Source organism: Nonomuraea sp. NPDC003727, from assembly GCF_053586935.1.
In genome coordinates this window covers 177,700-191,233 of the sequence record NZ_JBSFNE010000004.1, presented here as the reverse complement: position 1 = coordinate 191,233, position 13,534 = coordinate 177,700, and the positions used below count along the sequence as shown (strand labels likewise).

The 13,534-nt window shown below is 72.1% G+C and carries 14 protein-coding genes; 6 read left to right on the top strand and 8 right to left on the bottom strand.

Translation table 11 applies throughout. From position 1 onward, the window contains the following. Positions 1-79 precede the first annotated feature (79 nt). The 3 genes from ACWDLG_RS12505 (at position 80) to ACWDLG_RS12495 (ending at position 2,159) form a co-directional block, all read left to right on the top strand. Entirely contained in the window at positions 80-1,114 is a 1,035-nt protein-coding gene (locus ACWDLG_RS12505) for a hypothetical protein (protein ID WP_449919013.1), read from the top strand. A gap of 51 nt (positions 1,115-1,165) precedes the next feature. After that, positions 1,166-1,345 (top strand): hypothetical protein, encoded by a 180-nt coding sequence (locus ACWDLG_RS12500; protein WP_449919010.1) that lies wholly within the window; start codon positions 1,166-1,168, stop codon positions 1,343-1,345. A gap of 223 nt (positions 1,346-1,568) precedes the next feature. Further along, the gene (locus ACWDLG_RS12495) at positions 1,569-2,159 is read left to right on the top strand and encodes a hypothetical protein (RefSeq protein ID WP_449919009.1); all 591 of its coding nucleotides are present in this window, start codon (positions 1,569-1,571) and stop codon (positions 2,157-2,159) included. 160 nt (positions 2,160-2,319) lie between these two features. Here the strand turns inward: ACWDLG_RS12495 and ACWDLG_RS12490 are convergent, their stop codons facing one another. Continuing rightward, positions 2,320-2,919 carry a PadR family transcriptional regulator gene (locus ACWDLG_RS12490; RefSeq protein ID WP_449919007.1) on the bottom strand — a complete coding sequence of 200 codons (600 nt, stop codon included), beginning with the start codon at positions 2,917-2,919 and terminating at the stop codon, positions 2,320-2,322. A 58-nt stretch (positions 2,920-2,977) separates the two neighbouring features. Between ACWDLG_RS12490 and ACWDLG_RS12485 the strand changes: the two genes are divergently transcribed. After that, positions 2,978-4,555, top strand: a complete 1,578-nt coding sequence (locus ACWDLG_RS12485; RefSeq protein WP_449919004.1) for an FAD-dependent monooxygenase — start codon at positions 2,978-2,980, stop codon at positions 4,553-4,555. Positions 4,556-4,726: 171 nt separating this feature from the next. On the opposite strand, the gene ACWDLG_RS12480 is transcribed toward ACWDLG_RS12485, so the two are convergent. Both ACWDLG_RS12480 and ACWDLG_RS12475 read right to left on the bottom strand, forming a co-directional pair. Further along, a complete protein-coding gene (locus ACWDLG_RS12480) occupies positions 4,727-5,182 on the bottom strand; it encodes an AfsR/SARP family transcriptional regulator (RefSeq protein WP_449919002.1) in 456 nt (151 codons plus the stop codon). Positions 5,183-5,456: 274 nt separating this feature from the next. Further along, positions 5,457-5,660, bottom strand: a complete 204-nt coding sequence (locus tag ACWDLG_RS12475; protein WP_449918999.1) for a hypothetical protein — start codon at positions 5,658-5,660, stop codon at positions 5,457-5,459. Between the two features lie 94 nt (positions 5,661-5,754). Here ACWDLG_RS12475 and ACWDLG_RS12470 point away from each other — a divergent pair, with 94 nt between their 5' ends. Continuing rightward, a complete protein-coding gene (locus ACWDLG_RS12470; RefSeq protein ID WP_449918996.1) occupies positions 5,755-6,558 on the top strand; it encodes a carbon-nitrogen hydrolase family protein in 804 nt (267 codons plus the stop codon). A gap of 13 nt (positions 6,559-6,571) precedes the next feature. Here the strand turns inward: ACWDLG_RS12470 and ACWDLG_RS12465 are convergent, their stop codons facing one another. The 3 genes from ACWDLG_RS12465 to ACWDLG_RS12455 all read right to left on the bottom strand — a co-directional run bounded on the left by ACWDLG_RS12465 (position 6,572) and on the right by ACWDLG_RS12455 (position 9,824). Beyond that, on the bottom strand, positions 6,572-6,739 hold the full coding sequence (locus tag ACWDLG_RS12465) for a hypothetical protein (RefSeq protein ID WP_449918993.1): 168 nt from the start codon (positions 6,737-6,739) through the stop codon (positions 6,572-6,574). 183 nt (positions 6,740-6,922) lie between these two features. Continuing rightward, positions 6,923-9,013 carry a hypothetical protein gene (locus ACWDLG_RS12460; protein ID WP_449918991.1) on the bottom strand — a complete coding sequence of 697 codons (2,091 nt, stop codon included), beginning with the start codon at positions 9,011-9,013 and terminating at the stop codon, positions 6,923-6,925. A 112-nt stretch (positions 9,014-9,125) separates the two neighbouring features. Next, positions 9,126-9,824, bottom strand: coding sequence for a hypothetical protein (locus tag ACWDLG_RS12455; RefSeq protein WP_449918988.1), 699 nt, complete (start codon positions 9,822-9,824; stop codon positions 9,126-9,128). Positions 9,825-10,031: 207 nt separating this feature from the next. On the opposite strand from ACWDLG_RS12455, the gene ACWDLG_RS12450 reads away from it, so the two are divergent. Further along, complete coding sequence (locus ACWDLG_RS12450) at positions 10,032-11,192, top strand: sensor histidine kinase (RefSeq protein WP_449918985.1); 1,161 nt, start codon at positions 10,032-10,034, stop codon at positions 11,190-11,192. A gap of 38 nt (positions 11,193-11,230) precedes the next feature. Here the strand turns inward: ACWDLG_RS12450 and ACWDLG_RS12445 are convergent, their stop codons facing one another. After that, positions 11,231-12,349, bottom strand: coding sequence for an alcohol dehydrogenase catalytic domain-containing protein (locus ACWDLG_RS12445; RefSeq protein WP_449918982.1), 1,119 nt, complete (start codon positions 12,347-12,349; stop codon positions 11,231-11,233). 140 nt (positions 12,350-12,489) lie between these two features. Continuing rightward, on the bottom strand, positions 12,490-13,494 hold the full coding sequence (locus ACWDLG_RS12440; protein WP_449918980.1) for a DMT family transporter: 1,005 nt from the start codon (positions 13,492-13,494) through the stop codon (positions 12,490-12,492). Positions 13,495-13,534 lie beyond the last annotated feature (40 nt).

The window sequence follows — 13,534 nt, the reverse complement described above, 5'->3', positions numbered from 1 at the left end:
ATCGTCACCCGCGCACGGCCTTTCTTCGTTATCGTCACTCGCGCATCATCGGCAAAGTCCGTCATGATCGGGAGACTTCATGCGCGCGGTCCTCTCCGCTGCTGCGGCGGCCTTCACCCTCCTCCTCACCTGCATGGCCGCCCCTTGGCCTGCTGCCGCCTCCACCGCGGCCCTGCCGGGCGGCAAGGCGACCTATGTCGTCTCGCAAGGACACCTGAAGGCCGCATCCAGCCAGAACTGGGTACGGCTCGGCAGCTACCGCTTCGCCGCCGACGGCACGGTGACCGCGGCTCTGTATCTGTGGTGGCAGCGCCATCCCGAGGCCAGGCAGCCCACCGGCAACACCCCCGACTCGGGCTGCACCACCAGGGCAGGCGGTTCCCGCTCGCTCCCCCGTACCTGCGAGGTGCTCACCGCCGGGGGTTTCACCGGCTCCCCCGACGAGAACCGCACCGGAACGTACACCGTGTCGGGCAACGTGGTGAGCATCCGGTGGAAGATCGCCCAGACGTGGACCGAGCAGTGGTACGTGCGGCCCTCCCCCGACGGCGCTCTGGCCCGCCTGGACCTCAAGTCCAGCACGCTGGCCACCCACGGTTACGGCTACGGCAGCAACGCGGCGCTCGGCACCCGGCGCGCGATGAGTTCGGTGAAGGCGTTCGCCGGCACTCTCAGGCAGGACCTGACGAGCTGGGCGGGCGGCAGGATCGTCGCCACCGGCGGTCAGAGGTTCGCTCATTCCTCCTTCCGCGCCTGTGCCGACACCACCTGGTGCCTGACCTACCTGCAACCGTCGTCCGCGGGCGCCTGCCAGAAGTCGGGCGGATGCCCCAGGTACGGAGGCGGGACGAAAGCGAACGTGAGTTCCATCCAGTACTACCTCACGAAGATCTCCAACTCCGATCGCCGCGACACGTTGTGGCACTGGTGCACCTGTCTGGCGATGGAGCGCGGCGAGTTCTGCTACACCGGCAACTCCCACGTCAAGCCGCTCATGCAGATCATCGACGACAAGGGCGCCTTCCGCGGATGGGTCGGCGCGGAGGCCTCGTTCTCGACCGGCTCCAGGGGCGCGGACATGCTGGCGGTGTTCCGCATCACCGACTTCCGCTGACCGGAGGGAGCGGCCCGCACGATCTCCGCGTGGCTGGCCCATGTCCTGCAGATGCTCGCGGCCTCGCTGGCCGACGAAGGCCGCACCGAGGAGAGCCGCCGCACCTACGCGCGGGCGGCCGAGGTGTTCGAGGCGATCGGTGACACCGAGGCCGGCAGCCGCTGCAGCCACGCCGTCTACGTCTCCCAGCCGGCCGCGGTCGCCGACCTCATCCGCCAGGCCGCCGCCTGACGACCGGCGCACCTGGCGGGATCGCGCCGCCCGGACACCGGGTCATCACGATCGGGCGCGCGTCTCAACTCTGTTTCTCGCCGGTCAGCCGCTGTCCAGACCTGTCCGGTGTCCGGTCGTTGTCCGCATCCGCCGTCCGCGGGTGGTGGACACCCCGCCGGCCTTCCGAAAGTGATCTCACGCCGATCAAGGCACACCGTCCCGACCCGACAGGAGTCACGCAGTGAGATCTCTTCAGCGCATCGCCGCCCTGGCGAAACACGCAAGGGCCGCTCATGCCGTGCCGGCAGCGATCAAGCGAGACGAGAGGAACGGAGGAACGAAGCGCGCTTTCGCCGTCCTGGCGGCCGTCTTCGCCATGATGGCGCTGGGGCTCGGAGCACCCGCCCAGGCCGAGAGCGTCACAGCCGCACCGGACGCCTCACACCAGTACTGTGCGGCCACGACGGACGATCTCTCCAAGGTCAGGTGCTTCACATCCGCCAAGGCCCTCAAGGCCGCCAAGGCGGCTGAAACCATCTACGGCGAAGTCCTGTTCGACAAGTTCAACGGCGGCCAGTTCTACGTCTGGGCCAGAAACCCCTGCTACACGCTCGACCAGGGCCCGGTGCAGGATGTCAACCTCGCTACGTGGGACAACAACACGGCCTCCCGAGGGCTGATGACGGCGCTGTCCGGGCCGAACACCTGTAACCGGTGGATGGCCTGGAGCCTGCCCGGATGCGGCGGCACCTCGCTGGGATGGGGCTCGCCCGGCGTCTGGGCATCCGCCGGGATCAATCGGATGATGTGCGTCCGCTTCTGGCGGGCCTAGAACGCGGAGGGGTGGTCGCCCGCCGTCCGGTGCCTTCCACCCCCGGCTGACGACCACCTGGCCGGCGCCGCCCTCGGCGGCGCCAGGCTGCTGCCCGAACGGATCTGGCAGTCGGTTCGCGGTCCGAACTCCTGACGGGCGGGTCGACCGCGCCTGAGGCTCAGCCCTCAGGCGGGGCGGCGAAGGGGGCCAGGTCGGCGGGGGTCACCGCGGTCAGGCGACCGGTGCGCACGTCGTCCAGGACCGAGGCCACCCAGCCGGCCTCCGCGGCGGCCATCGTGCGGAGGTACTCGATCTCGATCACCGTGATCCGGGGCAACCGGCGCGCGGCATCCGAGCCCAGGCTCGCGTCCAGGGCCGCCAGCCGTTCGGCGAGCGCGGCGGCCCGTTTCTCCAGCACCGCCGTCATCTCCGCCGGCGAGAGCATGAGCAGGTGCGCCAGGCCCACGGCGAACTCGGGGAACTCCTGCCTGGGCACGCCGAGCATCTCGTGCAGCCATCGGCGCGTCGCCTCCCGCCCCGCGTCCGTGATCTCGTAGACGGTCCGCTCGGGGTAGAGCTGGTCGCGCTCGGTCTCCTTGACGGTGACCAACCCGCCGGCGAGCAGCCGGTCGATCGTGCGGTACAGGCTCGACCGCTGCCCGACGTTGACCACCTGGTCCTTTCCGTACTCCTTCAGCAGCCGCTGGATCCGGTACGGGTGCAGCGGCCCGCCGTGCAGGAGCGCGAGCACGGTCAGACCGAGTGGCGAGGACTTCATGGCCCTGATCCTAGCAACTAGTTGACGTGAAACTAGTTGCACTGCAACTATCAGCGCCATGGACACCCAGGTACTGATCGTCGGAGGCGGCTACGCAGGCCTCGCCTCCTCACTGTTCCTGTCCCACCAGGGAGTGCGTTGCGTCCTGGTGGACCGGCATTCCGGCGTCTCGATCCTCGGACGGGCACGCGGCATCAACCCCAGGACCACGGAGATCTACCGCCCCCTCGGCCTCGACGCGGCGATCAAGGCCGCGGGCAGGCCGTTCGACGAGGAGTCGGGCGTGGCCCGCTGCACCACGCTGGCGGACGAATGGCACTGGATCTCCGACGAGAAGTCACCGCGCGCGCTGCCCGAGCTGACGGCCGGCGAGTTCGGCATGGCCGACCAGAGCACGGTCGAGCCGATCCTGGCCCGGGCCGCCCGCGACAGGGGCGCCGACCTCCGTTTCAACACCCGGTGCGTCTCGGTCGAGCCGGACGCCGACGGGGTCACGGCCGTCATCGAGGACCGCGCCACCGGCGAGCGGCAGACGATCAGGGCCGGCTACCTGATCGCGGCCGACGGCTATCGCGGGCGGATCAGGGAGCAGCTGGGCATCGAGCGCACCGGGCTGGGCGTGCTGCGCCATTACCTGTCCTTCGTCGTCAAGGCGGACCTGTCGCAGATCATCAGGAAGCGCGCGCTGTTCTGGATCATCGGCGGTCCTGGCGCCGCGGCCTCCGGAGCGTTCGCCGGCCACGCCGTGCCGGGCCAGTGGGGTATCGGGCTGACCTACGACCCCGCTGTGGAGTCGCCCGACGACTACCCGGACGAGCGGCTCGCGGCCACGGCCAAGCAGCTGATCGGCCGCGACGTCCCCGTCGAGATCCTGGACCGGGCGGCCTGGGTGGAGGCGGTCGGCGTCGCCGACCGGTACCGCCACGGACGGGTCTTCCTGGTCGGCGACGCCGCGCACGTGTGGCCGGCCGCCCAGGCGATGGGCGCGAACTCGGCGGTGCAGGACGCCCACAACCTGGCCTGGAAGCTCGCCATGGTCCTCGCCGGCGACGCGGGTGACGAACTGCTCGACACCTACGAGGCCGAGCGCAGGCCCGTCGCGCTCGAACTGGCCGACCTCACGGTGCGCAGCCAGGCGGCCAGGTTCGGGCCGAACCCCGAGGACGATCCGGTGGACCCGATCATGTGCGTGCTCGGGCAGCGCTACCGGTCCACCGCGATGGTCGGGGCCGAGCACGGGTCGGTCTTCGGCGAGAGCGTCGAGCAGTACGCCAGGCCGGGCACCCGCGCTCCGCACCTCTGGCTGGAGCGGGACGGCCGCAGGATCGGCGTGCACGACCTGTTCCACGACTCCTTCGTCCTGCTCACCGGGGCGGAGGGCGAGCAGTGGACGCGCGAGAAGGCGCACGTGCCGGTGCGCGCCTACCGCGTCGGGGTCGACCTGCTCGATCTCGACGCGGCCTGGCAGTCACGGTACGGCCTGGGCGAGAGCGGCGCGGTGCTGGTGCGTCCCGACGGCTATGTCGCGTGGCGCAGCGACTCCTCCGCCATGAGCCCCGCCGAGGCCCTCCGTCAGGTGCTGGCCGCGGACAGGCGTGGCGGTCGCCAGTCGGCGGCGACCCCGACGCCGGCCTGAGCACGCCTGGCCGGGCCGTCCGGTCCGCCGCCGCCCGGACCAGCCGGTCCAGGCGGACCCTCTCCACGGTCGCCGCCCGATGCGTCGCCGGGTGGGCGACCTGCGCGAAGCCGAAGGTCACCGTGCCGCTCGGCCGGCGTGGCGGCGCGTGCCCCGGTACGGCGGGCCCGCTCAGCCGCTCGTCGTGGTCGAGGATCCGCGACTCGAGCTCGCGCACCCCCGGCCCGGGTTCGACACCCGACCGGGCGCGTCCAGACCGGCCAGGGGAGTTCCGCCCCACTGCGCGAGGGCCGCGGCGAGATCGCCCTCGCGCAGGTGCCGGCGAAAGCGCGTCACGTCGACCGCGTCGGGCGCCACGTCGAGGCGGTAGGCGGCACCGACCCGCACGATCGTGCCGGGACCGAGGCTCTTGCGCAGCCGGGCCACGTGCCACTGCAGGGTCTTGTCCGCCGTGCGCGGGGGCGCGTCACCCCATCCGAGCTCCACCAGGCGCGACACCGGCAGCGGTGTCCCGGGCGACAAGGCCAGGGCCGCGAGCACCGTCCGCGACCTCGCCGAACCGATGTCGACCGGCTCGCCGTCCTCGGTGGCGACGCGGACACCACCGAGCAGACCGATCCGCACCACAGGGCTGCTCCATGGGTGTCCGGCTGGGCGCTCGTCGCGGTGGCACCGTACCTGGCCGGAAGTCTCCTCGTCATGTTCGACCTGCTCGCCGCGTCCTCGGCACGCCGTTCTGGTCGTCCCCCTGGCGCTGAACGAGATGGTGCTGGCGGTCCGGCTGCTGGCGAAGGGGTTCAGCACACCGTCGTCGCCGCTCACCGCCCAGGTCGCCGGCACCGGCGGCGCCGCGTGACGTGGTGCGGAGGAGGGTGTCCGCCGGGGGCGGGCACGGCTGCCGTCAGCGCCAGAACCTCGCCTCCGGGTAGCGGCGCGAGGCCCGGTCGAGCAGCGGCCGCGACTGCTTGCGCAGGTGCAGGTGGAAGAAGGCGCCGACGTACGTGCGCAGGACCTCCACGGTCCGCGGACCCGAGAGCGAGGAGTCCAGCTTGAGTCCGAGCTGCTGGGCGAGGAGCGGATAGTCGCAGAACGACCGGTGTTCCATGCCGTCGAAGGTGATCCAGCGCTTCCAGCCGGGAACTGCCGCACTCCCCGGGCGAGTCCGGCGCTGGGTGCCACGCGGACGCTAGGATGCCGCCGTGTCCCAAGAGACGTTGATCGTGGCGGTCGCCCAGACTTCTGCCCGCCTCGGTGACGTGACCGCCAATGCTCACGCGGCGGCCGCGTCAATCCCCGTGGCCGTCGAATCCGGGGCGAAGCTTCTCATCTTCCCCGAGCTCTCCCTCGTCGGCTACGACCTCGACCTTTTGGACGACCCGGCGGCGTGGGTGACCGAGGACGACCCACGACTCGACGTCGTCCGGCAGGCCGCGCGGGACTGCGGGGTGACCGCGGTGGTGGGCGCGGCCTACCGCCGGGCCGACGGCACGGCGTGGATCGCCTCGCTGGCGGTGCGTCCGGACGGAAGCATCCATGCCTACGGCAAGCAGAACCTGCACGGCCGCGAGCGTGATCTCTTCCAGCCCGGTGAGCCGGGTGCGCTTCTCGACGTCGACGGCTGGCGGGTCGCCCTCGCCATCTGTTACGACGCCGGCGTGCCGGCCCACGCCGAGGACGCGGTCCGCCGAGGTGCGGAGGTCTACGCCGGATCGGTCCTGTACACGCTCGCGGAGGCGCGGCGGCTGGACCTCCATTTCGGGGCACGCGCCATGGATCACCGCATGTTCGCGATCGCCGCCAACCACGCCGGCACGGGGCCGGGCTGGGTCTCGTGCGGTGGCAGCGGGGTCTGGCACCCGGACGGGACCCGGCTGACGCAGGCCGCGACCGGCCCGGGGCTGGTCACCGCGGCGCTGTCGCGCGGCGAGCTGCTCGCCTTGCGCGACAGGGACGCGCTGGCGGGCTACCCGCGCGGCACGGTTCCCGACGCCTCGCCCGCGTAGGGGGCCGAGATCGTCAGCGGCCGGCCGAGCGCCGCAGCTCGTCGAGGATCTCGAACTCCTCCGCCGTCAGGTCGGCGGCCACGCTCAGCCTGCCCGTGGACGTCTCGAGCTCGATGGGCGGCGGCCGCTCGGCGTTCTCCGGCACGACCTCGAAAAGCGGCTTGTGTTCGGGGTTGCTCACTGTCCCAGCATGCCACGGGATCACTGACGGGGTCGCCGGCCGGCCGGGCCAGGGAGCCGCGTGATGAGGACCGCCGGGCAGACACCGCCCCGCCGCCGCACTCGATGTGATCAAGGCAGGGCGAGGCGGTGAGGGCATCTCCTGACGGCGTCCGTGGCGGCCGGGCCAGGCGGGCCGGATCCGTCAGGTGCAGGTGACGCTGTACGTGACAGGTTCGGAAACCGCCGTGTTGGGCGCGACGACCTGAAGGTAGCCGGTCACCCTTCCGCCGGTGGACTGGACGGCGCGCCAGTCCTTCCACTCCACCGTCCTGGTGAGCGGGCCGCCCTCGGGGAAGGTGATCCGCTCGGTCGGGCTGCTGGTGTTGTTGTCGAAGCGCCAGGCGTACTCGACCGGTACCGACGTAGGCGCGGACACGGTGATCGTCGCGGTGGCCTTCAGGTCGACGGGGCAGGCGCCGGCGTGGTTGGACGGCGTGATGGCCGGGTTCGTCACCGACGTCACCTTCCCGCCGGTGTTGGGCGCGGGCGGCTTGCCGTTGCAGGTCAGGGAGTACTCGCCGGGCTCGCCCTGAACCTTGGCGGGGCCGGTGACGTCCAGCCATACCTTGGCCGCGTGGCTCTTGGAGGTCATCCAGGAATGGGCGGCACGCTGTGTCCCCGGTTCGGTGAACCGGAGCTTCTCCTCCTGCCAGTAGCCGCCGTCGTCCCAGCGCCACCGGTAGGTCACGGTCAGCGGGTAGGTCAGGCCCTTGGGGGCGGTGACCGTCGCCGCGGCGGTGAGCTGGTAGGGGTTGGCGGTCGTGCAGGCGCCCGGTTCGCGGCTCCACGTGGTGACGGCCGCCTTGGACACGGTGAGCTGGGCCGGCTCCTCGCCCTTGCAGGTGACCGACCAGGTGATCGGCGCCGAGTCCTTCCAGTGGCCGTAGTCGTCGCCGGTCGCGACGGCGAACGCGGTCGATCCCGTTGTCGTGCCGTTCTCGACCCAGTCCCTGGTGTAGGTCCTGGTCCCGGAGATCCTCTCGGAGGTGGCGGCCGTGCCCGGGTACTTCCAGTAGTGCCAGACCACCGCCGGCCCGCCCGTCACGGTGATCGTCGCCGTGGTCCGCACCGTCACGGGGCAGGCCCCCGTGTACGGCTGGGCGGGCGAGGCCACCTTGGTCTCGGAGAAGCTGATGTCGACGCACGCGATCGTGAACTTCACCGGTTCGGTGCGGGCCAGAGCCGGCGAGGTGACCTCGACCCAGGCGGATCCGCCGCTCGTCCTGGACGGATCGGCGACCGGCCAGGCGAGGGTGAGGTCCCTGGTGAGGTCGGTGCCCTTGATCTCGATCTCGCCGGGGACCGTGGTCCCGTCGCTGCGGACCCACCTGTAGGTGACCTTCGCCGGCTTCGACACCGCGAGGGTCGCGTGGAAGGTGAACTGCAGGGGCCTGGTGCAGGAGCCCTGGTAGCCGGCCGGGCTCACCCACGGGTTGGCCGCCTTCACGACGACCGGGGGCGGCGTCGGGTCGGTCGCGCAGGCGACGCGGTACGGGGCCCTGTTCGAGGTGCTCAGCACTCTGCCGTCCGGGCCCAGGATCTCGATCCAGCGCGTACCCGACTGGCTGGTCAGGAAGGTGCGGCTGGAGGTGACCGTACGCGTGGAGGCGTCGGAGAACCACAGCCGCTCGGTGCCGAGCGCGCCGCCGTCGCTGTCCACCCATCGGTAGGAGACGGCCGCGGGCACCCGGGAGACGGTCAGCCTGCCGGTGAAGCGCAGCGTTCCGCCGCCGGCCGGGCACTTCCCTGCGTAGTCGTCGCCGGTCGCCTCGGCCGACGCCGTGGGTGCCGGCGGCGCCTGTCCTGGTCGCCCGGAGACGCCGACGTCACGCAGGCCGGCGCCACAGGAGACCGTGTAGTAGGCGCGCTTGGAGATCAGCTTCTTCGGGCTGAGCACCTGGACGGCCTGCCAGCCCCGGGTGCTGCCGGTGAAGGAGCGCCGTTCCCGCAGCGTCACCTTCGCTCCCGCGCGGACGGTCTTCACCGCGCTCTTGCTTCCGTCGCTGCGGATCCAGCGGTACGTCAACCGGTCGGTCCCCTTGACCGTGACGGCCGCGGAGAACACGGTCGAGACCGGGCACTGCTCGCCGCCACGGGCCGGGGAGGCCTTGACCGCGGCGATCCTGACCATGGGGTCCGCCGCCGCGTTCGCGGGAGCGGTGAATGTCCCCGCCGACAGGCAGAGAGCGGCGGCCGTCGCCACGGCACTCCGCCACCATAGGTTCTTCCTCACGCAAACTCCGATTCAGTGATGTAGCGCGCGTAGTCTGATCAACGCGACTTGCGGGAGAGTGGGAAACGGCTGCAAACGTCACCGCCCCGCCGCCGGCGGCCTGCCGCCGGGATCACGCCGCGGCGCGCACGCGCTGCAACGTGCGCACGCCCGCGACCGCGAGCGGCAGGAACAGCAGGCTGAACGCGCCGCCCACCACATACGTCAGGTCGATCGGGATGAACATCATCGCGACGAAGGCGCCGAGGTAGACGGCGGTCAGCCACCAGCCGACGACACCGGCGCGGGCGAGCCCGGCGCACACGGCGAGCAGGCCCAGGAAGGCGAACATCTCGGTGCCGTTCCACAGGGGCATGAACGCCGACCCGTCCACGGTGTCCGAGATCCGCACCGCGACGTCGAGCGGCAGTTGCCGGCCGAGGACCATCCGCCACCAGTCGTCGCGCACGGCGCCGGACACATTCAGCAGCCCGAGGGCGGCGGCCAGCGCGCCGAACAGGGTCAGCCACCGCCCCTTCCTGCCGCGGACGAGCCCGGGCACGACCATCGCGCCCAGCGCGCCGGCGATCAGGCCGTAGTGCAGCAGGATCGCCGACAGCTCCGTCAGGAAAGCGTCGCGGGCCAGCGAGGTGATGTAGTCCATCGTCGAGTCGGAGTCCTGCGGCGGGCAGGTCATCATGCCGGCGAGCATGAGCAGGGGGCAGGCGATCAGGGCGGCACCGCCGGCGCGTCGCAGGAACCAGCCGGCTCGATCGACGGGCTCGGCAAGCGCGGGCCCGGCGGCCGTCGCGCTGTGGGCAAGGGGGGTCATGTCGTACCTCCGGGCTTCGGTGTCGTTGGCGAAGGAACTCTCTCGCCGGGACGCCAGGCGGCGCGTCAGCCATTGCGTATCGTGACGGGTCCACGCGTCGGTGGACCGGCTCTCACGCGGGTCCACCGTTCGAGGGACCCGGTGAGCGGCAGCGGTCCGCCATCCGGCGGACTCGGCGGCCATCGGGCATGATTACCATCTGTAGCCATGACGATGACCCGGCTGAGGGACGCCCGCCTCATCCCGCTGGTGTTCGGCCCGCTGATCGGCGTCCTGTCCGTCGTGGAGACGAAGCTCGACGACTTCTTCGGCGCCAGCGCCGCGGCCACCTGGGTCTCGGGGATCGTGCTCGGCGTCGGCGTGGTGCTCGCGACCTGGTATCCGCTCGCCGGTGCGGCCGTCGCGGCCATCTGCTTCCCGGTCGGCGTGGTGGCCTTCGACGCGCCGGGTGCCGGCGGTGCGGCGATGATCGGCCTCATCGGGGCGGTCGCCTGGGCCGGATGGCGGGAGCCGCCGCGGCGTTCGGCCGTCGCGCTGTGCGTCGCGGCCGTGTCCTTCGCCGGCACGTCGGTCGTCGGCGGCCAGTCGGTGTGGGAGCTGTTCTTCGTGCCGGCGATCCTGCTGCCGGGCTGGTACATGGGGCTGCTCGCGCGGCGCAACGGCGAACGCGCGGTGAAGCTGGCCGAACTGGCCGCGGCGCTGGACGCCGAACGGGAGGCCAACGCCCAGGCCGCGGTCGCGCAGGAACGCACGCGCATCGCACGGGAGGTGCACGACGCCGTCGCGCACTCGGTCAGCGTGATGACCCTGCAGCTGGGCGGCTTGCGCCGGCTGCTGGCCGATCGTCCCTCCGAGCAGGAGATCGTGGTCGGGCTGGAACGGCTCGGGCGGCAGACGGTCGAGGAGATGCGCGGCCTGGTCGGCATCCTGCGCGAGCGTCCCGACGGTGAGCGGCCGACGCCCGTCCCGTCGCTGTCCAGGGTCGACGAGCTGATCTCCGACGTCCGCGCCGCCGGCCTGGAAGTGCACCTGGACTCCCCCGCCGACCTGCCGCGGCTGCCGCCGGTGCTGGATCTCACCGCCTACCGGGTCCTGCAGGAAGCACTGACGAACGTGCTACGGCACGCCGGCGCGGCTCCGACCGCGGTCGCCATCGGATACACCGAGCAGGCGCTGACCCTGGAGGTGCGCAACGAACCCGGGCGGGCGGCGCGCGCATCCACCGCATCGCCCGCGAAGCGCGGCGGCCACGGGCTGGTCGGCATGCGCGAACGGCTGGCGATGGTGCACGGCAGCCTGCACGCCGCCCCCGAACCGGACGGCGGTTTCGCGGTCCGTGCCCGATTCCCGCTCCCCCGAACCCGGTAGGGACAGGCTCGGTCGCGCCCGTCCTTCCCGCTCGCCGTTCAGGCCTGCTCCTCGCCGAAGAGGATGACCTGCCGGACGGCCTTGCCGTCGGCGAGCTGGTCCATCGCCTCGTTCACCGCCGAGAGCCCGATCCTCGCCGACACCAGCGCGCCGACCGGCAGCCTGCCCTCGCGCCACATCCGGGCGAAGACGGGAATGTCACGGGAGGGGACCGCCGACCCGAGATAGCTGCCGATGATGGTCCGTCCCTCCGCCACGAGCTTGAGCGGCGAGATCGACGATCGGGCGTCGGGCGCCGGAAGTCCCACGGTGACGGTGCGGCCGCCGGGGGCGGTCGCGTCGACCGCGCTCTCGAAGGCGCGAGCGTTCCCGGCCGCCTCGATGACGACCGGCGCCTTGATACCGAGCGCGGCGACCTCGGCGGGACTGTAGGTCGCATGGGCGCCCAGGTCACGGGCGGTGGCGAGCTTGTCCGGATTGCTGTCGACGCCGACGACCGTGACGCCGTCCAGGGCACGCGCGGTGATCAGCGCGGCCATGCCCACGCCGCCGAGCCCGACGACCATCACCGTCTGGCCGGCGGCGGGTTCGCCGGCGTTGATGACCGCGCCGCCACCGGTGAGCACGGCGCAGCCGAGGATCGCGGCGACCTCGGGAGGGACGTCGTCGTCCACCGGGACGACCGAGTGCCGGTCCACGACCGCGTGCGTGGCGAAGGCCGAGACCCCGAGGTGGTGCAGGACCCTGCCGCCGTTCCGGTGCAGGCGGACGCCACCGGTCAGCAACCTCCCCTCGTTGTTGGCCGCGCTGCCCCGGACGCAGGGCGTCACGCCGTCGGTGGCGCAGCCCTCGCAGGCGCCGCAGCGGGGCAGGAAGGTCATGACGACCCGCCGGCCGACGGCGATGTCGTCGACACCGGCGCCGGCCTGCTCGACCACGCCGGCCGCCTCGTGTCCCAGGAGCATGGGTACGGGGCGCACCCGGTTCCCGTCGACGACCGACAGATCAGAGTGACACACGCCGGCCGCCTCGACCCTGACGAGGAGCTCGCCGGGGCCGGGCGGGTCGAGGTCGAGATCGCAGATCGTCAGCGGACGGGACTCGGCGTAGGGGCGCGCCCGGCCGATCTCCTCAAGGACGGCTCCGCGGATTCTCATCACATCACCTCTCAGAGGCTCCAAGGTTGTCTTCACGATAGGTTCGGCGTGCGGATACGGCCCGGCCGGAGCCGCCGGCCGGACGCCGGGCGGCTTCCTGCCACGGCGGGGCTTCCCCACGCGAGGCGGCGCCGTGACTCTCAGGACGGGGCGGACCGGTGGTTGGCCAGCAGGACACCGGCGCCACCGAGAACCAGACCGACAACGGCGAGCGGATGCAGCACCTGGCCCACCAGGAGCCAGGCCAGCACCGCCGTCACCGAGGGAGTCAGGAAGAACACCGTGCTCACCCGGCTGGCGGACCAGCGGAGCAGCATCATGTTGAGCAGGATGAACGACGCGATGGAGTTGACCAGCACCATCCACGCGACGGACGCGCCGAACGTCGTCCAGTCCGACACCCGCGGCGTCTCGACCGCCAGGCAGGCCAGCCCGACGGCGGGGGCGCTGACGAGAAGCTGCACCGCGGTTCCGGCCCGCACGTCCATGTCGGGGACGAACCGCTTCTGGTAGAGGGTGCCGGCGCTCAGCCCGAGCAGCCCGACCAGGCACAGCGCCACGCCCCAGCCGGACAGGCTCACCCGGTCGGCCACCGCGAGGACGACGCCGGCCGCGCCGAGGGCGAAGCCGAGCCCCTGCCGCCTGGTGACCGTCTCGCCGAGCAGGCGCATGGCCAGCACGATGACCACGGGGCTGAGCCCCTGGACGAGGGAGACGACCGCGGCGGGGAAGCCCATGCCGAGCGCCGTGTAGAAGCAGCCGAACTGCAGGGCCTGGATCAGCAGCCCGGAGACGGCGATGTGCGCCGCGGCCCGGCCGCGCGGCCAGGGCGCGCGGGTGATCAGGGCGTAACCGGCGAGCAGCACCCCGGCCAGGGCGAAGCGCGCGAACATCAGCAGCAGCGGCGGAGCCGCCGCGACTCCCGGGATGCCGGCGATGAAGGCGCTGCTCCAGAGCAGGACGAACACGGCTGGCGCGACCGCCGTCAACCGCGGACCGCCGGACGTCCCCACGGGTGCCGCGTCACCGAGGCCGCGGGCCGTGCTGACCGGTGGCGGGCCAGGGGTCGCCGCCGGGGGTCCGGGCGGCGCACCGGACGGCGGCCCGGGTGGCAGTCCGGGCAGGTCCGGGGTGACCGGCGTCATCGAGTCGTCCTTCCGTGCGAAGACCCACCGGTGGGGACAC